General features: G+C 30.0%; 22 protein-coding genes, 1 tRNA gene, 1 pseudogene and 1 other annotated feature. Of the genes and pseudogenes, 21 read left to right on the forward strand and 3 right to left on the reverse strand.

What is annotated here, in order from left to right; genetic code table 11:
• The first annotated feature begins 21 nt into the window (after positions 1-21).
• The 11 genes and pseudogenes from rplU (at position 22) to CIW83_RS03360 (ending at position 7,439) form a co-directional block, all read left to right on the forward strand.
• Positions 22-333: a 50S ribosomal protein L21 gene (rplU, locus tag CIW83_RS03310; RefSeq protein WP_094899400.1), complete on the forward strand. Its 312-nt coding sequence runs from the start codon at positions 22-24 to the stop codon at positions 331-333.
• A 4-nt stretch (positions 334-337) separates the two neighbouring features.
• Positions 338-685: a ribosomal-processing cysteine protease Prp gene (locus tag CIW83_RS03315; protein ID WP_094899402.1), complete on the forward strand. Its 348-nt coding sequence runs from the start codon at positions 338-340 to the stop codon at positions 683-685.
• A 3-nt stretch (positions 686-688) separates the two neighbouring features.
• On the forward strand, positions 689-979 hold the full coding sequence (rpmA, locus tag CIW83_RS03320) for a 50S ribosomal protein L27 (RefSeq protein ID WP_094899405.1): 291 nt from the start codon (positions 689-691) through the stop codon (positions 977-979).
• A gap of 331 nt (positions 980-1,310) precedes the next feature.
• A pseudogene (gene obgE, locus CIW83_RS03325) lies at positions 1,311-2,578 on the forward strand (GTPase ObgE).
• A gap of 20 nt (positions 2,579-2,598) precedes the next feature.
• The gene (locus CIW83_RS03330; protein WP_094899407.1) at positions 2,599-2,778 is read left to right on the forward strand and encodes a hypothetical protein; all 180 of its coding nucleotides are present in this window, start codon (positions 2,599-2,601) and stop codon (positions 2,776-2,778) included.
• Positions 2,779-2,796: 18 nt separating this feature from the next.
• The gene (gene yhbY, locus CIW83_RS03335; protein WP_094899410.1) at positions 2,797-3,090 is read left to right on the forward strand and encodes a ribosome assembly RNA-binding protein YhbY; all 294 of its coding nucleotides are present in this window, start codon (positions 2,797-2,799) and stop codon (positions 3,088-3,090) included.
• 66 nt (positions 3,091-3,156) lie between these two features.
• Positions 3,157-3,774: a nicotinate-nucleotide adenylyltransferase gene (gene nadD, locus CIW83_RS03340; RefSeq protein ID WP_094899412.1), complete on the forward strand. Its 618-nt coding sequence runs from the start codon at positions 3,157-3,159 to the stop codon at positions 3,772-3,774.
• Positions 3,767-4,339 carry a bis(5'-nucleosyl)-tetraphosphatase (symmetrical) YqeK gene (yqeK, locus tag CIW83_RS03345; protein ID WP_094899414.1) on the forward strand — a complete coding sequence of 191 codons (573 nt, stop codon included), beginning with the start codon at positions 3,767-3,769 and terminating at the stop codon, positions 4,337-4,339. The genes nadD and yqeK overlap by 8 nt, the downstream gene beginning before the upstream one ends.
• Before the next feature lie 103 nt (positions 4,340-4,442).
• Positions 4,443-4,790 carry a ribosome silencing factor gene (rsfS, locus tag CIW83_RS03350; RefSeq protein WP_094899416.1) on the forward strand — a complete coding sequence of 116 codons (348 nt, stop codon included), beginning with the start codon at positions 4,443-4,445 and terminating at the stop codon, positions 4,788-4,790.
• 13 nt (positions 4,791-4,803) lie between these two features.
• Positions 4,804-5,184: a RidA family protein gene (locus CIW83_RS03355; protein ID WP_094899418.1), complete on the forward strand. Its 381-nt coding sequence runs from the start codon at positions 4,804-4,806 to the stop codon at positions 5,182-5,184.
• 490 nt (positions 5,185-5,674) lie between these two features.
• Positions 5,675-5,920 (forward strand) — a binding site (T-box leader).
• A 136-nt stretch (positions 5,921-6,056) separates the two neighbouring features.
• Positions 6,057-7,439, forward strand: coding sequence for an L-cystine transporter (locus tag CIW83_RS03360; RefSeq protein WP_094899420.1), 1,383 nt, complete (start codon positions 6,057-6,059; stop codon positions 7,437-7,439).
• A gap of 177 nt (positions 7,440-7,616) precedes the next feature.
• Here the strand turns inward: CIW83_RS03360 and CIW83_RS03365 are convergent, their stop codons facing one another.
• Positions 7,617-8,888 carry a D-alanyl-D-alanine carboxypeptidase family protein gene (locus CIW83_RS03365; RefSeq protein WP_235601209.1) on the reverse strand — a complete coding sequence of 424 codons (1,272 nt, stop codon included), beginning with the start codon at positions 8,886-8,888 and terminating at the stop codon, positions 7,617-7,619.
• Between the two features lie 131 nt (positions 8,889-9,019).
• Between CIW83_RS03365 and CIW83_RS03370 the strand changes: the two genes are divergently transcribed.
• The 8 genes from CIW83_RS03370 (at position 9,020) to CIW83_RS03400 (ending at position 15,896) form a co-directional block, all read left to right on the forward strand.
• On the forward strand, positions 9,020-9,649 hold the full coding sequence (locus tag CIW83_RS03370; protein ID WP_158220000.1) for a helix-hairpin-helix domain-containing protein: 630 nt from the start codon (positions 9,020-9,022) through the stop codon (positions 9,647-9,649).
• A gap of 12 nt (positions 9,650-9,661) precedes the next feature.
• A complete protein-coding gene (selD, locus tag CIW83_RS03375; protein WP_094899426.1) occupies positions 9,662-10,696 on the forward strand; it encodes a selenide, water dikinase SelD in 1,035 nt (344 codons plus the stop codon).
• Positions 10,697-10,714: 18 nt separating this feature from the next.
• Entirely contained in the window at positions 10,715-12,136 is a 1,422-nt protein-coding gene (gene selA / locus CIW83_RS03380) for an L-seryl-tRNA(Sec) selenium transferase (RefSeq protein WP_094899428.1), read from the forward strand.
• Between the two features lie 3 nt (positions 12,137-12,139).
• The gene (gene selB / locus CIW83_RS23535) at positions 12,140-13,063 is read left to right on the forward strand and encodes a selenocysteine-specific translation elongation factor (RefSeq protein ID WP_235601211.1); all 924 of its coding nucleotides are present in this window, start codon (positions 12,140-12,142) and stop codon (positions 13,061-13,063) included.
• Positions 13,064-13,170: 107 nt separating this feature from the next.
• Positions 13,171-14,049 (forward strand): SelB C-terminal domain-containing protein, encoded by an 879-nt coding sequence (locus CIW83_RS23540; protein ID WP_235601212.1) that lies wholly within the window; start codon positions 13,171-13,173, stop codon positions 14,047-14,049.
• Positions 14,050-14,076: 27 nt separating this feature from the next.
• Complete coding sequence (locus tag CIW83_RS03390) at positions 14,077-14,772, forward strand: response regulator transcription factor (protein WP_094899430.1); 696 nt, start codon at positions 14,077-14,079, stop codon at positions 14,770-14,772.
• 61 nt (positions 14,773-14,833) lie between these two features.
• Positions 14,834-14,930 (forward strand) — tRNA-Sec (locus CIW83_RS03395).
• 465 nt (positions 14,931-15,395) lie between these two features.
• Positions 15,396-15,896 (forward strand): GNAT family N-acetyltransferase, encoded by a 501-nt coding sequence (locus CIW83_RS03400; protein WP_094899432.1) that lies wholly within the window; start codon positions 15,396-15,398, stop codon positions 15,894-15,896.
• Positions 15,897-16,102: 206 nt separating this feature from the next.
• On the opposite strand, the gene CIW83_RS03405 is transcribed toward CIW83_RS03400, so the two are convergent.
• Complete coding sequence (locus tag CIW83_RS03405) at positions 16,103-16,453, reverse strand: hypothetical protein (RefSeq protein WP_094899434.1); 351 nt, start codon at positions 16,451-16,453, stop codon at positions 16,103-16,105.
• Positions 16,454-16,643: 190 nt separating this feature from the next.
• On the opposite strand from CIW83_RS03405, the gene CIW83_RS03410 reads away from it, so the two are divergent.
• A complete protein-coding gene (locus CIW83_RS03410; protein ID WP_094899436.1) occupies positions 16,644-17,105 on the forward strand; it encodes an N-acetyltransferase in 462 nt (153 codons plus the stop codon).
• Positions 17,106-17,487: 382 nt separating this feature from the next.
• On the forward strand, positions 17,488-18,552 hold the full coding sequence (locus CIW83_RS03415; RefSeq protein WP_094899438.1) for a hypothetical protein: 1,065 nt from the start codon (positions 17,488-17,490) through the stop codon (positions 18,550-18,552).
• A gap of 36 nt (positions 18,553-18,588) precedes the next feature.
• Here the strand turns inward: CIW83_RS03415 and CIW83_RS03420 are convergent, their stop codons facing one another.
• Complete coding sequence (locus CIW83_RS03420; protein ID WP_094899440.1) at positions 18,589-19,794, reverse strand: DHHA1 domain-containing protein; 1,206 nt, start codon at positions 19,792-19,794, stop codon at positions 18,589-18,591.
• Between the last annotated feature and the right edge of the window lie 183 nt (positions 19,795-19,977).

Here is a 19,977-nt window from a genome sequence, read left to right on the forward strand (position 1 = left end):
TTAGAGGAGGTGCAATTTTACATGTATGCTGTAATAGAAACTGGTGGTAAACAATATAGAGTTCAACAAGGCGATGTTGTTTTCGTAGAGAAAATAAATGCAGAAGAAGGCACAAATGTAAACTTTGATAAAGTTCTTTTAGTGTCTAAAGAAGGCGAGATAGTTGCTGGTAAGCCTTATGTTGATGGTGCTAAAGTTGAAGCTGTTGTTTTAGAACAAGGAAAGGCTAAAAAAATCGTTGTTTTCAAATATAAGCCTAAGAAAAACATTAGAAAGAAACAAGGACATCGTCAACCATTTACTAAAGTAAGAATCGAAAATATTGTTGGCTAATCTTATGATAATAGCCAAAATATATAGGGATAAAAATAATTACATTAAAAAATATACCATAGAAGGACATGCAGATTATGACTCATATGGTAAAGATATAGTATGTGCTGCTATATCAGTGCTCTCTCAAACGACTCTATTATCTTTAGTGGAGGTTTGTGAAATAGAGGAAAATACTATTAAGTATTCCATAGATGAAAAAACAGGGTTTCTTGACGTAGAATTACCTAAGAATATAGAAAAACTTAAATTAGATAAAGCACAGATCCTATTAGAATCGTTAGTAGTAGGGATTAATTCAGTAATAGAAAGTTACCCAGAGTATGTAGCACTCAAGAATGGGGAGGTGTAATTGATGATTAAATTGAATTTACAATTATTTGCTTCTAAAAAAGGAGTAGGTAGTTCCAGAAATGGTAGAGATAGTGAAGCTAAAAGATTAGGTGTTAAGAGAGGCGATGGACAATTCGTTTTAGCTGGAAATATCCTAGTTAGACAAAGAGGTACTAAAATACACCCTGGAAATAATGTAGGTAAAGGTGGAGACGATACTTTATTTGCAACTGTTGATGGTGTAGTTAGATTTGAAAGAAAAGGTAGAGATAAAAAACAAGTTAGTGTTTATCCTGCAGAGGAATTAGCGTAAATTTTAAGCTTACCATCATGGTAAGCTTATATTTTTTATAGCAGGATAATTCTACTTCATTTTAGATTAAATTTGACCTAAGAGATTTTATAAAGGACTTCCTTAATCTGCTGATATTTCAATGATAAATTTTTTTATTTGAACTTTTTATATAACACTGTTTTAGTATAAAATCCTTATATTAGAATAAAATAATCAGGACGATTTAGAATTAAAATTAATTTAAATTCAATATAATAATTGACAGACTTAGTAAAATTGGTATAATAAATTTATCGATTTGTAAAAATAAAAAATACAGAGAAAAGTAACTAATAAGGATGATGAGATTATGTTTATAGACGTGGCCAAAATACATGTCAAAGCTGGCAAAGGTGGAGATGGTATTGTAGCTGGAGACGGGAAAAATATGAACCGGCTGGAGGACCTTATGGAGGAGACGGCGGTAATGGAGGCAGTATAATCCTAAAAGCTGATGAGGGGATTAGGACACTGATGGATTTCAGGTATAAGCGTTCTTATACTGGACAGAATGGTGAAGATGGAAGAACCAAGAAACAATTTGGAAAAGCTGGAGAAGATATTATACTAAAGGTACCTGTTGGAACCTTAGTGAAAGATGCAAATACTGAAGGTGTAATAGTAGATCTTAAAGAAAAGGATCAGATATTTGTCATAGCAAGAGGAGGTAGAGGAGGTAGAGGAAACGCTAAGTTTGCCACTGCCACACGTCAAGCACCTGGGTTTGCGGAGCCAGGTACGAAAGGGCAAGAAAGAGATATAACATTAGAATTGAAACTTCTTGCAGATGTAGGACTTATAGGATTTCCTAATGTGGGAAAATCAACTATACTTTCAATTGTTTCAGCAGCAAAACCTAAAATAGCAAATTATCACTTTACAACTCTAAAACCAAATCTTGGGGTTGTTAGGGTGGGTGAAGAAAAATCTTTTGTTATAGCAGATATTCCTGGATTAATTGAGGGGGCTCACCAAGGGGCTGGTCTAGGTCATGATTTCTTAAGGCATATTGAAAGGACTAGGGTCCTTGTACATGTCTTAGACACATCTGGTAGCGAAGGCAGAGATCCTGTGGAGGACTTTTATAAGATAAATGAGGAGTTAGGTCAATATAATATTAAACTAATAGATAAGCCACAAATCATAGTGGCAAATAAGATGGATATACTAGGGGCAGAGGAAGGTTTAGCGAAGATTAAAAAAGAATTTGAACCTAAGGGTTATAAAATATATCCTGTTTCTGCTGCAACATCAGGAGGAATAGATGAACTTAAATATGCTATATGGGACTTGCTCTCTAATACTGAAATTATCTATGAAACTTTTGATGAACAATTTATGCACGAAGAAGATATTGATACCTCAATAATTGTGAAGAAAGAAGATGGTAATTATATTGTAGAAGGAGCATTTATTGAAAGACTTTTAGGTTCAACTTATTTTGACGATGTAGATTCTTTAAGATATTTCCAAGACATGTTGAGAAAAAAAGGAGTAATAGATGAACTTAAAGAATTAGGAATACAGGAGTATGAATCTGTATTTATCTGTGGATATGAATTTGAATTCTTTGATTAAATGGAGGGTAAGTTATCAAAATGGACTGCTTAAGCTGTGGAAACTGTAAAGAAAATCAACCAACATATTATTGCTTAATGAAAAATGAGGTAGTAATAAATGAAAATTATAGGCCAGGAGAAAAGTCAAGAACAGGTTGGAAGAAAGGTAATACAGACTACGAAAAGCATAGAAGACAAAGAAAAGAAATAGAAGTTTAGATTAGAGGAGTGGATCAGTTGTTAACAGGAAAACAAAGATCTTATTTGAAAAGTATTGCAAATACTATGGATCCAATATTTCAAGTGGGAAAAAATGGAATAACAGAGAACTTTATTAAACAAGTTGAAGATGCTTTAGAGGCAAGAGAATTAGTAAAGATAAAGGTACTAAATAATAGTTTATTAGATGCAACTGAAGTTGCAAGTCAAATTGCTGAAGAAATAGATGCAGAGTTTGTCCAAAGTATCGGAAATAAATTTGTTTTGTATAAAGAATCTAGAGAAAATAAAAAAATCGAATTACCAAATTAAAGGAAATTATAAACTTCAGAATCTTACATATTTCTGAAGTTTAATTATTACTTGAGGAGGAAATCAATGAAAATTGGAGTAATGGGAGGCACTTTTGATCCTATTCATAATGGACATTTAATAGGGGCAGAATATGTCAGAACTTCCTTAAACCTAGATAAGCTAATTTTTGTGCCATCAGGTGTACATCCTTTTAAAGATAATAAAGGCATTAGCGAATCAAGGAAAAGAACAGATATGATTTCATTAGCTATAGATTCAAATGAATATTTTGAAATATCATTTATAGAAATTAATAGGGTTGGTATTACCTATACTATTGATACTATAATGAAAATAAAAGAAGAATATAGAGATGATGAAATATATTTTATAATTGGTTCCGATATTCTTTTCGAAATAAATAAATGGAGGAACTTTGAAGAGCTTATATGTTTATGTAAATTTATTTTACTCTATAGACCAGGAAAAGAAGATGAAAGTATAGATAATAAAATTAAGGAATTAAATTTACTTTATGGAGTTAAGTTTGAAAAGGTTAATTCGCCACTTATTGAAATTTCTTCTACTGAAATTAGAAATAGAGTTAGAAATAGATTAAGCATAAAATATCTTGTACCTGAATTAGTTGAAAATTATATTTTAGAACACAATCTATATAATAGGGAGAATATAGATGGATAAATCTTTGGAAGATAAATTAATAAAAAGCATAGGAGAAAAAAGATATAACCATTCAATAAGAGTTATGCAGACTGCTATAGAACTTGCCCAAACTTATAATATTGATATAGAAAAAACTAAAACAGCTGCAATCTTACACGATTGTGCTAAGATAATTGATGAAACATATTTGTTGAAAAGGGCATCTGACTTTGATATAATTTTAGATGCTTGTATGGAATACAATCATGAACTTATCCATGGACCTCTTGGAGCTAAAATAGCAAAAGAAGAATATGGAATAAAAGATAGTGAAATATTAGATGCAATTTATTATCATACTATTGGTAAAGAAAAAATGAGTATATTAGATAAGATAATTTATATGGCTGACTATATAGAACCATATAGAAATTTTCCAGGTGTTGAGGAAGTGAGAAGATTAGCCTCCGATAATTTAGATAAAGCTCTTTTATTAGCTATGGAAAAAACAATAATCTTTTTAATTGAAAGAAATAAAGTGATTCATCCTGATACTATAAGAGCAAGAAACTATTTAATAATAGAATCTAGATTAGATAAATAAAAGATATATTCTATTAATATAAGGTGGTTAAAAGGACTAAGACTTTGAGTGATTGCGTAAAGATAAGATTAAGGTAAGAAAAATTGATTGGAGGGGGTAAATTATGCTGGATTTAGAAAACAAATTATCCATTATTACTAAAGCATGTGAAGATAAGAAAGCACTTGATATTAAGGTGCTAAATATATCAAAATTAACACCTATTGCAGATTATTTTATAATTGCAAGTGGAAATTCATCTACTCAGGTAATGGCAATAGCTGATGAGGTGGAGGATAAGATGATTGAGGCAGGGACTGGTGAAGTTGTAAAAGAAGGATATCAAAGTGGAAGATGGATATTATTGGATTTTAATGATATAATAGTTCATATATTCCATAAAGAAGAAAGAGAATTTTATAACCTAGAAAGACTATGGTCTGATGAAAAGGAAAGAAATAATCTAAACTAAAGGAGGACAAATAATGACTTTAAGATTTTTATCAACAGAAAAGGCACCATCAGCAGTTGGTCCATATTCACAAGGAGTAAAATCTGAGAATATAATTTATTCATCTGGACAACTGCCAATAGACCCTGAGACTGGGGAGTTATCTAAGGGTGATATACAAAAAGAAACTAGATTATGCTTGGAGAATGTAAAAGCTGTTTTAGAAGCTGGTCATGCAAATATTGAAAATATAGTTAAGGTAACAGTATTTGTTACTGATATGAATGATTTTTCTAAAATAAATGAAGTTTATGCAGAATTTTTTGGAGATCATAAGCCGGCAAGATCCTTAGTACAAGTAGCAGCTTTACCTAAGGGTGCAGATATCGAAATTGAAGCTATAGCAATAATATAAATAAAAACCTAGCTTAGTTGAGTTTATATGTTCTTATTAAGTAGACAGATAAGGAATAAAAATCTGTTTATGAGGTAGGAACATTTTTTATTATAAAATTTTGTAATTCTAATCACCTCTATTAAGAGATTTTACTAGATATTATTCATATTATTTTTAGAAAGTATATTACCAAATGATATAAAAAACATACTATATACTATGAATTCAAATCTTATCTTATTAGAAGCAGGGATTATCACTTGAATAAGTAAAAAGTATTATAAGAAATTGGATTTAATCTAACAAAGAACTAATCTATTAGGCATAATAAGACGTATTTTAATATATATTAGAAAAGTATAATAAGGATGTAAAGCAAAGTTAAATTTATTATATTTTACAATAACATAATAGGTCTAAATGAAATAGTATATAAATATATAAAAAACATCTTGATTTTTTATATATAAAGTATTATTATATATAAAACATAGTAATTTAATAGGAATTAAACATGGCGATTAGGGAAAGTAAATTATGTAGACCAGACAGAGAGGAGCTTCTAGGCTGAGAAAGCTCTATGCATAAACTTAATTGAAGTGCCCCTATGAATGTTAGGTCGAATAATAGTAGACTTTTACGGAATCTCCCGTTATCGAGATACAGCATGTTAGTGTTGGAAATGAGATAGACATTATTACTATTATTTTGTCTAAACAGAGTGGGATCGCGGAGTTAAACTCCTGCCTCTGAGTTATCAGAGGCAGGAGTTTTTTTATTTCTAAAAGTAGAAATTTAGAGGAGGCGATATTGGATATAAAATTAGAAGATTAGGGACGTTTAAAGTTAATTTAAGTTTACAAAATATTAATAAATAAAGGAGTGTAGTTATGAATACGAATTTAGTAGTAATAATAAACATTATAGTTATGTTAGTCGCTATTTACAGTTTAGTATTTTTGAAGAAAAAAAGATTTTCTTTTACGGTTAGGGTTCTCTTGGCAATGGGATCAGGGATTATCTTTGGTGCAGTGCTTCAGTTAATTTTTGGAGCATCATCTGAGGTAGTAAATCAGTCTAATACTTGGTTTTCTGTTATAGGAACAGGTTATGTAAGACTTCTTAGAATGATTGTTATTCCGCTGATTTTTGTTTCAATAACATCTGCCATAATAAATCAGAATTCTAAGAATTTAGGTAAAATGGCGACTCAAATAATTGTCATTTTGCTAATAACTACAGCTGTATCAGCCTTTATTGGCGCAAGTACAGCTAATATATTTAAACTTTCTGCTGAAGGCCTTCAATCTGGGGAGAATGAGCAAAAGGCAGTTGTAAATCTAGAGACTCGTTTAGAAGATTTTAAATCAAAACCAATTCAAGAGCAGATAGTTGAGATAATACCAACTAATCCTTTTTATTCAATGACAGGTCAAGGTAGTTCTGCTACTTTATCTGTTGTAGTATTTGCAGCATTCATAGGTTTAGCTACTATAGGTATAAGAAAAAATAAACCAGATTCAGCTGAAAATTTTACTAAACTTATAAGGTCTCTTCATGATGTAGTAATGCGTATGGTTACTATGATTCTTAGATTAACACCTTATGGAGTACTGGCACTTATGACAAAAATAGTTTCTACAAGTAATTTTACTGAAATATTGAGACTTCTTAACCTCGTAATGGCCTCGTATGTGGCTTTATTGATAGTTTTCATTATACATTTAGTGATTTTAGCAGTATTTAGGATAAATCCAATCATTTATTTAAAGAAAGCTGCAGCACCTTTAATGTTTGCTTTTACCTCTAGATCATCTGCTGGCGCTCTACCAATAAATATAGAAACTCAAGTAGAAAAAATGGGGGTATCTCAAGGTCATGCCAATCTGTCTGCTTCATTAGGTACTAGTATTGGGCAAAATGGATGTGCAGGTGTTTATCCTGCAATGCTTGCGGTAATGATAGCACCTACAGTTGGTATAAATCCATTAGCTCCAGCTTTCCTAATTAAGCTAGTTATAGTTACAACATTATCCTCTTTTGGTATAGCTGGTGTAGGAGGGGGAGCAACATTTGCTGCTTTAACAGTTCTATCAGCTATGGGTTTACCAGTAGGATTGGTAGGATTATTAATAGCTATAGAGCCATTAATCGATATGGGTAGAACCATGGTTAATGTAAGTGATTCAATTGTAGCAGGGCTTATTTCAAGCAAGCTCATGGGAGAATTAAATACTGAGGTATATAATGGTGAATTAAGTATAGAAAGGTAATAGGAAAGTAGATATAGGAAGTAGGATAATTATGCTATAACTATGACTTTTAGTTAAATATCAGTATTGTTGAATGATTTAAGATTGAAGAGATTTAAATTTGATTATAAATAATGGAGTTAATGATAGTAATAAAATAAAGAAACCTAGTTAAATTTAATTAGGTTTCTTTATATCTTATACTCTGTATAAACTTGTCCTTCTTCTTCTTTGTCTTTTTCTTTTTTTATTTAAAGCTACTATTCTTCCAAACACTAAAACCATTAAAACTAATATATACCATTTACTTAAAATATTTTTAAATATACTAGGAGCAGGTATCTTCTCTATATCCATGGTAGAGACAATATCTGTTTCGGCTACAACTTTGCCATTTAAAAGATATTCTAGCTTGCCAATTACTTGCCCTTTTGATATTGGAGCTTCTAAGGTTTCATCTACTATAATTCTTTCTTCTACCTTATCTTTCTGATCTTTCCTAACTATAAAATGAGAATCAGATTTACTAACTCCAGCTACAAAAGGAATGACACCATTATTCACATTAAAATTATTAATAAATTTATTAGCAAAACCAATTTTTACTTTCTCAAAATTTTCAATTCCATAATTTAATAATTTATGAATGTCGGAGTAAATATTTTTACCATTAGATTTTAATACTACAGCTATGAGTCTATGTCCATCTTTTTCTAGAGATGTAACAAGACATTGCTGAGCTGCAACTGTATAGCCCGACTTCACACCATTTACCCCATCATATTTAATGGGTGTTAGTTTACCATCTACATCAATCTTTTCTGTACTATATAGAAGCCTATTAGCTGATTTTAGAGGTCTAGGTTCAGTTTTTTTATTTGTTATAGGTATAGTGTAAGTATAATTTTTAACTATAGACCTAAACTTTTCATTTTCCATTGCATATCTACCAATCAATGCTAAATCATATGCTGTTGTTAAATGTTCCTCATTAGGTAATCCATTAGGATTAATAAAATTAGTATTCAAAGCACCTATTGATTTTGCCTTTTCGTTCATTAATTTACTAAAATTTTCTACACTACCAGAAATATGTTTTGCTATGGCAACGGCCGCATCATTGGCGGATTCTATAAGTAAAGCATTTAATAAATGCTCTAATGACAATTGTTCACCAGGTTCTAAGGCTATATGAGATCCATCAGTTAAATCTACAACTTCTTGATCTATGGTAACTATATCCTCCATATTACCATGTTCGATTGCTAATATAGCAGTCATAATCTTAGTAGTACTAGCAGGATAAAATTGAGAGTGTGAATTTTTTTCATATAAAATTTCCGATGTATCCATATCAATTAAAATAGCTCCTTCTCCAGATAGGGTTAAATCATCAGCATATGAAAAGGAATATGTACTAAATAGAAATACAAAAATAAATAAAACTAAAATTTTTTTCAAATTATCCACCACCTCATCTTGATATTAAGATTATACCAGAAAAGTCATAAATAATTAAGTATAAATATTTTAAAAAAAGAAGGGAAAACAAAAAATAGGTCGAATATTAACAAATAAGAACATATTTCGGGGGGATGTATATGGTTTCCTTTACAAAGAGAGAGCAAATAGTTATACTATTAATAGTTTTTACAATTATTCTTACTTTAGGTTTTAAATTTTTCATAAGGGATATAATTGAATCAAGAGGTAATGCTATACAAATCATTAGTTCTAGGGATGAAAAAGATATAGAAGAAGTAGCAGATAGTAGTATAATAGACAATAAAGATAAAACTATCATGGTGCATATAAGTGGACAAGTTTATAATCCTGGTATAGTAGAGTTAGAATTAGGCAATAGACTAATTGATGCAGTAAAATTAGCTGGGGGATTGAAAAAAGATGCTGATATAGATAGAATAAATTTAGCAAAGAAATTAGTAGATGAGGAAAAAATATATATACCTAAAATAGGAGAAGATACTTCAGAAGAAATAGAGATATTGGCTACAACAGGTTCTAGTGAAAAAGAATCTGGTAAAATAAACATAAATACCTGTAGTAAAGAGGATTTAATATCATTACCTGGTATAGGAGAAACAATTGCAGGAAGAATAATTGAATATAGGTCTATGAATCCATTTAAAAGCATTGAAGATATTAAGAACGTATCAGGTATAGGAGATAAAAAATTTGAAGGAATAAAGGAATTAATTATAGTAAACTAAAGAGGTGTACTCATGGAAAAGAAATTAACTCAATTAACAAAAAGCTCTGGTTGAGCGGCTAAAATCGGTCCCGATATATTGGCACAAGTTTTGTGTCATTTACCAAAAACTTATGATGAAAACTTATTAGTCGGATTAGAAACGTCTGATGATGCAGCTGTATATAAAATAAATGATGATTTAGCGATGATTCAAACATTAGATTTTTTTACCCCAGTAGTAGATGATCCATATACATTTGGACAAATAGCGGCAACAAATTCATTATCGGATGTTTATGCCATGGGTGGCGAACCAAAGCTAGCCATGAATATTGTATGTTTTCCAAATTGTTTAAGTCCAAATATATTAGCTGAAATATTAAAGGGAGGATATGATAAAGTAAAAGAGGCAGGAGCTATTACGGTAGGTGGGCATACTGTAGAAGATGATGAACCAAAGTATGGCTTATCAGTTGCAGGATTTGTACATCCAGATAAAGTTCTTACAAATAGTAATGCTAAACCAGGAGATATACTTATATTGACTAAGCCTTTAGGGTTAGGTATTATAAATACTGCTATAAAAGGTGAGATAGCAGATAAAGATACCTATGATGAAGCAGTGATGGTAATGTCCACTCTAAATAAGTATGCTAAGGAGGCTATGGAACGTGTAGGAGGCGTTAATAGCCTTACAGATATAACAGGGTTTGGATTACTCGGTCATGCCCTAGAAATGGGTATGGGAAGTTCTGTGACCATAAAGATAAATCACAAGAATATTCCTATAGTTTCTAATGCATTAGAATATGCTCGCATGGGATTAGTTCCTGCAGGTGCATATGCAAATAGAACTCATACAGGAGAGAATGTCTATATTAATGAATATATACCAAAGGATATAGAAGATATTTTATTTGATCCTCAGACGTCTGGTGGACTTCTAATATCTATTCCCAAGGAAAGACAAGGCAAACTTTTAGAAGAATTAAAATCAACACCTACTAAATATGCAGTGGTAGGAGAGGTATGTGAGAAGCAGGAGTATTATGTAATAGTAGAATAGAAATAAGGAAGGGATTATATGGCAGAGAAAAATCTATTTACTTTAATACCTAAAGTAGATGAAATATTAGACAAAAATAGTATAAAAGAACTATTAAATTATATACCAAGAAAGACTGTGTTGGATAGTATAAGAACGGAAATAGAAGAAATTAGAGGAAAGATTAAAGGAAAAATACTTTCAGAAGAAGAAATAATTAACGAAATTGAAAATATTGATTTTAAAATAAAAAAGAGAGCAGATGAAAAAAACACATATAGATTAAAAAGAGTAGTAAATGCTACTGGAGTTGTAATCCATACTAATTTAGGAAGGTCATTAATCAATGAAAAGATTATGGACAATGTTAAGGAAATTGCGATTAATTATTCCAATCTAGAATATGATTTAGAAACTGGATCTAGAGGCTCTAGATATAGTCATTTGGAGGAAATAATAGCTGAGATAACAGGTGGGGAAGCAGCTATGGTTGTTAATAACAATGCAGCTGCAGTGATACTTGTATTAAGTACTATGGCTAAGGATAAGGAAGTAATAGTATCACGTGGTGAATTAGTTGAGATAGGTGGTTCCTTTAGGATACCTGATGTAATGGAACAAAGTGGAGCATCTTTAGTATCAGTTGGTACAACAAATAAGACTCATCTATGGGATTTTGAAAATGCTATAAATGAAAATACAGGAGCTTTATTAAAAGTTCATACTAGTAATTATAGAATATTAGGATTTACATCAAATGTTGATTCTGAGGAATTGATTCCATTAAAGGAGAAATACAATTTACCTCTTATTGAGGATTTAGGTAGTGGTGTGCTTATAGATCTATCTAAATATGGTATAGAGTATGAGCCAACAGTTCAAGAATCTTTAAGAAAAGGTGTAGATATAGTTACATTTAGCGGTGATAAACTTTTAGGGGGACCGCAGGTAGGGGTTATAGTTGGTAAGAGAGAATATATTCAGGCCATGAAAAAAAATCCATTTACAAGGGCGTTTAGAGTGGATAAATTTACTATTTCTGCACTTGAGGCAACTTTAAGATATTATCTTGATGAAGGAACAGCAGTTAAAGAAATTCCAACTTTAGCTATGCTTGTTATGTGTTTAGAGGAAATAGAGAAAAAGGCAATAGAACTTAAATCAAGAATGGATGAGAAAAGTTTTGATGATTCTTTGGAGATAAATATAGAAGATAATTTTTCAGAAGTTGGTGGAGGTTCTTTACCTTTAGAAAAATTACCTACTAAATGCATAGTACTTACTCTGAATAATTTTAGTACTCAAGAATTTGAAAATAATTTGAGAAAATTCCATATACCAATTATTACTCGATTGTATAAGGATAGAGTATACCTAGATTTAAGAACTATTAAAGAAGAAGAATTTGATGTTATCGTGGAAGGAATAAGTTTTGCTTTAAATAAGGTTAAAGGAGTTTAATAAATGAAACATGTAATTATAGGAACAGCGGGTCATATAGACCATGGTAAAACAACTTTAATTAGAGCTATTACCGGAAGAAACACAGATAGACTAAAGGAAGAACAGGAAAGAGGAATATCAATTGAACTAGGTTTCACTTACTTTGATTTACCTTCAGGGCAAAGAGCTGGAATAATAGATGTGCCAGGCCATGAAAAATTCGTAAAGAATATGCTTGCAGGGGTTATAGGTATAGATATTGTTCTATTAGTTGTGGCAGCAGATGAAGGTATAATGCCTCAGACATTGGAACATCTGCATATTTTAGACTTATTAGGAATAAAAAAGGGATTTGTTGTTCTTACAAAGTCTGATTTAGTAGATAGTGAATGGATAGATATGGTTGAAGAGGAAGTAAGGGAGGAAATAAAGGGGACATTTCTTGAAGATACTCCTATAATAAGAGCTTCCTCTACTACTAAAATGGGGATTGAAAAGATTATCAATCTTATAGATGGATATGCAGCTGAGCTAAAGGATAGAGATGTAGATGATATGCCTAGGCTTCCAGTTGATAGAGTGTTTTCTATATCAGGTTTTGGAACTGTAGTAACAGGTACTTTATTATCTGGACAACTTAAGATAGGAGATGAAGTTCAAGTATTTCCAGGAGATAAAAAAGCCAGAATAAGAACATTACAAGTTCATGACCAAGATGCTAGTATTGCCTATGGAGGACAAAGGGTGGCTGCTAATTTAGCAGGACTAAAAAAGGAAGATATTGATAGAGGAGATACTATAGCACCAGTTAATTCCATGAATGATACTATGATGCTTGATGTAAAGATTAAGCTTCTTAAAGATATAGATAGATATATTGATAATAGAACAAGACTAAGGCTGTATATAGCACAAAGGAAGTATTATGCCGTGTTGTTTTACTAGATAAAGAAGAAATAGGGCCTGGTGATGAAGCTTATGCGCAGCTTAGACTGGAAGAAGAGGTAGTAGCTAAGAGGGGAGATAAGTTTATCATTAGATTTTATTCACCTATGTTTACAATAGGTGGTGGAGAGATATTAGAACCTAATCCAAAAAAGAAAAAAAGATTTGATGACAAAGCAATAAAAGAATTAGAGATTAAAGAGATGGGTTCGTCAACAGATATTATTGAAAATATTATCGAGGATAAATCAAAGGAATTTCCAACAACGAAAGAAATAGCAGTTTTTACTGCAATGTTAGAAGAAAGTATAAAGAATGAGATAAATAAACTTATAGAAAATAAAAAAGTTATATCATTTTCCCTTACTAAGGATTTGCATATAATTCATATAAATTATTTTAATAAGGTTAAAGATAAAATCTTAGAGGAACTTAAGAATTTCCATTCTAAATATCCTTTAAGAGCAGGCATGCAAAAGGAAGAAATACGTAGTAGATTTTTAAAGAATGCAAAGCCAAAAGTAGCTGAAGCATTTATAGATTTGTTAATTGAGAAAGGATATTTAGAACAGAAACTTGAAAATATTTCAATCAATGGATTTGAAATAAAATTCAATGATAATCAATTAAAAGTTAGCCAAGAGATTTTGAGAGGTTTCAAAGAAAATCCATATCAGCCACCAAGAAGAGAGGATTTAGAATCTATAATTGGTGAGAAGAAAGATGAAATAGAAGAAGTATTTATTTCTCTGTTGAATAATGGAGATATTATCAAATTAAATGAAGAGGTATATATCTCTAAAGAAGCTTACGACTTAGGTTTAGATAAATTGAAAGAACACTTTACAAACAAAGATTCAATATCGATAGGTGAGTATAGAGATTTGTTAAATACAAATAGGAAGGTAGCCCTTGCTCTTCTTGAATATTTTGATCAAATCAAAATAACAAAAAGAGATAAAGATATTAGAATTTTAAACAAATGATTAATGCTCAAGTACAGGGGTGAGGAGATGGAGAAAAAAGTACTAATCTTAGACAATGATAAATCCTTTGTGAAGGGCTTAAAATATAGCCTTGAGCAAGACGGATATAGTATAGATATAATGCATCATGGAAAGGATGCTATAGAGAGAGTAAGTATAAATGATTATAGTTTAGTATTACTTGATCTAATATTACCAGATTCTAATGGCTTGAATATCTGTCAAGCCATTAGAAATGTTTCTCAAGTGCCAATTATAGTAATAACTGAAAAAGATGAGGATATTAATAAGATTTTGGCACTTGAATATGGAGCAGATGATTATATTGTTAAACCTTTTAATATCCTTGAATTAAAGGCAAGAATTAAGGCAATATTAAGAAGAGTAAACTATAAATCTGTAGAACTTAATAATCAAGCGATAAAAATACAGGACTTCACAATAAATACTGTAGGTAGAAAAGTAAATATAAAAGATAGGAATATAAATTTAACTGGAAAAGAGTTTGATTTATTTTTTGTTCTGATTTCAAATCCCGGAAAAGTTTTTAAAAGAGAAGAACTGTTGGAACTAGTATGGGGTTATGCATACTATGGTGATCTAAGGACGGTCGATGTTCATATAAGACGAATAAGAGAAAAGATTGAAAAAGATTCATCGGATGCTGAGTATATTATGACTAAATGGGGAGTAGGCTATTATTTTAATAATTCTAAATTATAAATTGTAAAAAATGCTTGAAAAAGGTCAAAATTTGTTGTATAATGGATTTTGTTCCTAATTTGGGGGTAGATGAGTCCTGGTGGGCTCTCTGGTCTTCAAAACCAGCGTGAGGGGTTAGTAGCTTCTTAGGTGGGTTCGATTCCCACATACTCCCGCCATAGTAGATTAGCGACTTAGGTCGCTTTTTTTATTTTTTGTTTTTGTTTAACCGATGAGTCAATATTAGAGCCATCATCATTGCAGAAAATAAATCTTTCATTTTGACATAGACTTCCTTGTTTTGTAATCAATTCATTTTGTTCTTCTTGATGTTTCTTTAATAATTCAATAACACTATCAGATAAAGCTAGGATTCTCGTACTATTCTCTGTCTTAGGATATTTTAAATATAATCTAATTCCAATATCTCCATTATCTCCATCTTTAATTAAGTTTATTTGTATATTGATAGTTTGTCCATAAGCCCTAAGAGTTTGTCATTTATGTATAATTGAACATTAAAAACTGAATAATACGATATTCTAAAATAGAAACTTTCTATAAAGCTATAAAAAAAATATGGTATAATTTTCTTGTTATACAGATTTGATCAGTATAATAAAATGAGTTAAGAAGGTGAAGTTATGATAAGACATAGGAGAATAGATATTGTTAAAGATAGAGAAATATTGCTTGAGTTCCATTGCGAAATAAACTATGAATGTGAATCGGATTTTGCTAAAAAAACACCATATGAAATATACTACCAAAAATGGTTGAATACTGAAAATCAGGTTGAAGAGTTTATTTCTACTCTATATAAGAGCATGGGTGACAATCGAACAATTGCAGATATATTAGAGGATGAAAATGGAATAGTACTGGGCTATATTTGGGTAACTTTCTCTGATATAAGAGATTATAATTTATCAATTGCAGAAATTAATGAAATAGCAGTCACAAAACAGTTTAGAAAATCTGGAGTTGGAACATATGCTATAGAATATTCAGAGAAAATTGCTAAAATGAGAGGTGCAAATATTCTTCGCTCAGGTACAGGTTATGGAAATATTCCATCAAGGGAAATTCATGAACGCTGCGGATTTAAGCCATGTAGGATTGAATATGAAAAGATACTAGACTAACACTTAAATCATTTCATAATATTTATATTAAATGTTATCCTTGGTAAAACTAAAAATTCTATTGAAATATCGTATTATTCAGAAAAGAATTTTACGGTATTTTATTGTTTATAAATACCACTTTCTAATGAAGTATACTCCAAAAGTTTAAATTATAGCCTAACTTTTGGAGTACACTTCATTTACAGATGGTCATGATTTCAATATTATCTAGATAAAATAGCCAAAGTGACATCATTGTCCTTATTAAAAAGAAATATCATTATCTCTTTATTCTCTTTTGTTGCTTCTATGAGAAGTGGCTTATTAACAAATGTTATATTCCAAGAATCATTTTCAAGTATTTTTATATATTCTTCTGTAACTTGTTCTTGAGTTGAATTCTTTACTGTGTAAAGTGTAGTGGTATATTCATTTTCTTCTTTAGCTTGATGAACGATTTCAACAAATTCCATATTAGGGTGAGTAGGTAGCGTAACTTCATTAGTATTAGGATTGTTGTTACAAGCTGTTAAAGTAAGAATACAGATAAATATTACAAAAATAAATTTTTTCATATTAACACCTCCAGTGTTAGTATTAGCAAAAAACTAATATTGTATGATTAAAAAGTAGATTAATGTAAAAAAATAGATATTTTTGGAGATGTAGAACGGAAAAGTTTAGCAGATATAAACACAAGTATATTTACAGCAGTAGAGGTAATAGGGAGTGTAATAATAAGATTATTTTGAAGGGGAGGTAAAAATGACAGAAGTTATTGTACATGAAATGAAATATTATGGTGGAAAAGTAAATTCAGACATAGATGTAGTTAATTATAGTAATGAATATTATAATGATTATCGAAGAATTTGTTGTGATTGTTTTCGGAATCTGAGTATAGCTACAAATCAAAACCCAGATTCATTTTATACACAGGAGGAAATGAATGAAAAGAAATCTAATGTTTTTATTATGTTTATAGATAAAGAAATGGTAGGTTCTGTTGAAATACATGAGAACATAATAGATCATTTGTTTGTTAACCCTAAATATCAAAATAAGGGATATGGAAAGAAACTCTTATTTTTTGCTATTAACCGTCTTCAGGAGGCAGGAACTGATGAAATTACTTTATTTGTTGCAGATTTGAATAAAGAAGCTGTTAAGTTATATTTGAATAACGGATTTGAATGTATAAATACAACAATAGAAAATTGGGAGTAATAAAAATAATCTGTAGCAAATTTTCTTTGCAATGTCTTTTAATTTAAAAATTTTCGGAAAAAGAGGGAATTTTAATTTGAATATTGAACTATATATAAGTAAAGAGTAGTAAATAATAGTAGAGACCCTATTATTTATAGCTAGAGATTTATTACGTTCTTTAGGAATTATAGAATTTACGGAAGATAGAAGGGATTATATAGTTTATGTAGTAGCAAAAATTATGGCTGTTTGTCAATTGAGTTGGAGAAAGATATAACAATAGAGAAGGATCTTATTGGTCCTATTTTTGTTTTAGATGCATCTATACTGTTTATCACAAAAGTTTCATTTTTTGAATATATTGTATGAGTAGGAAGAAACTATATTGGGAGGTTTTGTTATGGCGAAAATTAGAAGGATATTTCCAGGAGGGAATACAGCAAGTGGATTCTACTCCTTACATGATAATATAATATCTAAAGATAGGAATAGACTATATATATTTAAAGGAATGCCTGGTGGTGGTAAGTCTTCTTTAATGAGAGATTTAGGAGAAAGAATGATAAGTGAAGGCTATGATATTGAATATCATCACTGTCCATCTGATCCTAAGTCTATAGATGCTATAGTTATAGATAAGCTAAAAATATGTTTGCTAGACGGAACTGCGCCTCATACCATGGACCCAACTTATCCAGGATTAACAGATAAAATAATAGATCTAGCACAATTTATAGATGCTAATATATTAGAAAATAATAAAAAAGAAATAATTGAAGCGAAAGCAAATAATAAATATGCATATAGGAAAGCTTTTAACTATTTTAAAGCAGCAAAAATTATACTTGAAGAAATAACAGAAGATAATAGATTGAAGTTAGATATTGAAGAAGTGAACAAAGAAAGTAAGAGATTTATAGAAAAGATTTTTCTAAAAGAAGCAAGTCAAATAGTTTCAAATGGATTTAAAGAAAGACATTTATTTTCTACAGCTTATACACCTCATGGATTTGTGGATTATACAAATACCATATTAGAATGGGTTACAGATATATATTATATCAATGGTGATATAGGTACAGGGAAATCCACTTTACTAAATAGAATATTAGAAGAGGGAAGATTAAGAAATTATGCAATAGAGATATACCATAATTCTTTGATACCAGAGAAGATTGAATCTGTATTTATTAAAGAATTAGATACAATAATAACATCAAATAAACATGGAGAACATTTTGCAAAAACTAAAATAGATTTAAATAAGTTTTTTGATAGCAGCAAAATAAATATAGAAGAATATAAAATGTTTAATTCTTTAGTAGATAAAGGGGTTAAAAGTTTAAATGGAGCAAAAGAAAATCATTTCATCTTGGAAAAGTGCTATAGACCATCTGTTGATTTTGCAGGAGTGACTAAAGTCAGAGAAGAAATATTTGATGAAATTTTAAGCTATATAAATTAATAAGATAAGGCAGACATAAGAGTCTGCCTTATCTTATTAATTTAGGGATATAGAATTTTTAATCCTTTCGAGGAATTTGTTTAGTAACTTATCCAAATCTTCTAATGAGCATCCACCTTGAACTGTTTGAGAGCTGCCTCCACCTTTTATCTCGAATTCTCCAGATATTTCTTTGAGAATATCTTTAAGATTTATATTTAAATCTTTTGATGCACTAATTAAAAATTGACCTTTATTTTCATATTTAGATCCATAAGCTTGAACAGAATCACATATATTATTTAAGTGATTTGCTATTACATTGATTTCTTTTAAGTCTGTATCATCAAATACTTTGGTAATAAAAGGAGTATTATTTATATGAATAGAATTTCTTAGTAGTTCATCTCCTTTATACCTAAAAAGTTCACCTCGTAAGTCTTTATTCTTTTTTTCCAGTTCTTCTTTTTGATTATATAATATTTGTACTTTCTCGAAGACATCTGTATCTTTTGAAGATAGTAGAAGTCCAATATCTTTAATGATCTTATTTTTCCATCTATAATCAAATAGAGCTCTACTTCCACAAACAAATTCAATTCTGACATTGCCTTTATATTTTTCCCATTTTCGTATCTTGATAAGGCCTATTTCTCCAGTGTTTCCCAAATGAGTACCTGCACAAGGGGAAAAATCAATATTATCAATTTCTACAATACGAATATCAGAATTCACAGTAGGTTGTTTACGAACAGGGATTTTATTTATGTCATTTTTTTCAATATAATAAGATTTAATTTCAAAATTTGAAGATATTATTCTATTAGCATATACTTCAATTTTTTCTGCCTCTTCTTCCGACAGTTCTGGTAGAGTAACATCAATGTATACATAATCTTGCCCTATATGAAATCCAACTGTTTCACCATTATATAATTTATAAAATGCAGCCGATAGAAGATGCTGCCCAGTATGTTGTTGCATGTTGTCTAGTCTATTTTCCCAATCTATATTTAATATCACTTTATCACTATGAATATTTTCTTTAACTACGTGAATTATATTTGAGTCTTCTTCGTACACTTCTAATACTTGAACACCATTTATAGTTCCTTTGTCTCCTGGCTGTCCTCCAGATAGATGAGGATAAAAAATTGTTCTATTAAGCTTTATATAATACTTGCCATCTTTATAAATTTTATCAATTATCCTTGAATCAATTTCTCGTAAATAAGGATTATCCAAATAAAGTTTATGAGTCATTTTGCCATCATTCCCTTCGATATTATATATAATATATTATCATAAAAAAATAAAAACAATAATAAAATATTAAATTATTATGTTATAATGAGGGAAATAAGGTTTGAGGTGATATTATGCCTGATGGTAGTATGTTAGTTCTTTTAGGATTAATACTTATGATTTGGAGTTTAAATAGAATGC

Source organism: Tissierella sp. P1 (assembly GCF_002266425.1).
GTDB lineage: Bacteria > Bacillota > Clostridia > Tissierellales > Tissierellaceae > Tissierella > Tissierella carlieri.

Excerpts from the sequence above, each read along its gene's own strand:
- rplU (WP_094899400.1), top strand. The coding sequence starts at position 22 with ATGTATGCTGTAATAGAAACTGGTGGTAAACAATATAGAGTTCAACAA.
- CIW83_RS03315 (WP_094899402.1), top strand. The coding sequence starts at position 338 with ATGATAATAGCCAAAATATATAGGGATAAAAATAATTACATTAAAAAA.
- rpmA (WP_094899405.1), top strand. The coding sequence starts at position 689 with ATGATTAAATTGAATTTACAATTATTTGCTTCTAAAAAAGGAGTAGGT.
- CIW83_RS03330 (WP_094899407.1), top strand. The coding sequence starts at position 2,599 with ATGGACTGCTTAAGCTGTGGAAACTGTAAAGAAAATCAACCAACATAT.
- nadD (WP_094899412.1), top strand. The coding sequence starts at position 3,157 with ATGAAAATTGGAGTAATGGGAGGCACTTTTGATCCTATTCATAATGGA.
- yqeK (WP_094899414.1), top strand. The coding sequence starts at position 3,767 with ATGGATAAATCTTTGGAAGATAAATTAATAAAAAGCATAGGAGAAAAA.
- rsfS (WP_094899416.1), top strand. The coding sequence starts at position 4,443 with ATGCTGGATTTAGAAAACAAATTATCCATTATTACTAAAGCATGTGAA.
- CIW83_RS03355 (WP_094899418.1), top strand. The coding sequence starts at position 4,804 with ATGACTTTAAGATTTTTATCAACAGAAAAGGCACCATCAGCAGTTGGT.
- CIW83_RS03360 (WP_094899420.1), top strand. The coding sequence starts at position 6,057 with ATGAATACGAATTTAGTAGTAATAATAAACATTATAGTTATGTTAGTC.
- CIW83_RS03370 (WP_158220000.1), top strand. The coding sequence starts at position 9,020 with ATGGTTTCCTTTACAAAGAGAGAGCAAATAGTTATACTATTAATAGTT.
- selA (WP_094899428.1), top strand. The coding sequence starts at position 10,715 with ATGGCAGAGAAAAATCTATTTACTTTAATACCTAAAGTAGATGAAATA.
- selB (WP_235601211.1), top strand. The coding sequence starts at position 12,140 with ATGAAACATGTAATTATAGGAACAGCGGGTCATATAGACCATGGTAAA.
- CIW83_RS23540 (WP_235601212.1), top strand. The coding sequence starts at position 13,171 with ATGTTTACAATAGGTGGTGGAGAGATATTAGAACCTAATCCAAAAAAG.
- CIW83_RS03390 (WP_094899430.1), top strand. The coding sequence starts at position 14,077 with ATGGAGAAAAAAGTACTAATCTTAGACAATGATAAATCCTTTGTGAAG.
- CIW83_RS03400 (WP_094899432.1), top strand. The coding sequence starts at position 15,396 with ATGATAAGACATAGGAGAATAGATATTGTTAAAGATAGAGAAATATTG.
- CIW83_RS03405 (WP_094899434.1), bottom strand. The coding sequence starts at position 16,453 with ATGAAAAAATTTATTTTTGTAATATTTATCTGTATTCTTACTTTAACA.
- CIW83_RS03410 (WP_094899436.1), top strand. The coding sequence starts at position 16,644 with ATGACAGAAGTTATTGTACATGAAATGAAATATTATGGTGGAAAAGTA.
- CIW83_RS03415 (WP_094899438.1), top strand. The coding sequence starts at position 17,488 with ATGGCGAAAATTAGAAGGATATTTCCAGGAGGGAATACAGCAAGTGGA.
- CIW83_RS03420 (WP_094899440.1), bottom strand. The coding sequence starts at position 19,794 with ATGACTCATAAACTTTATTTGGATAATCCTTATTTACGAGAAATTGAT.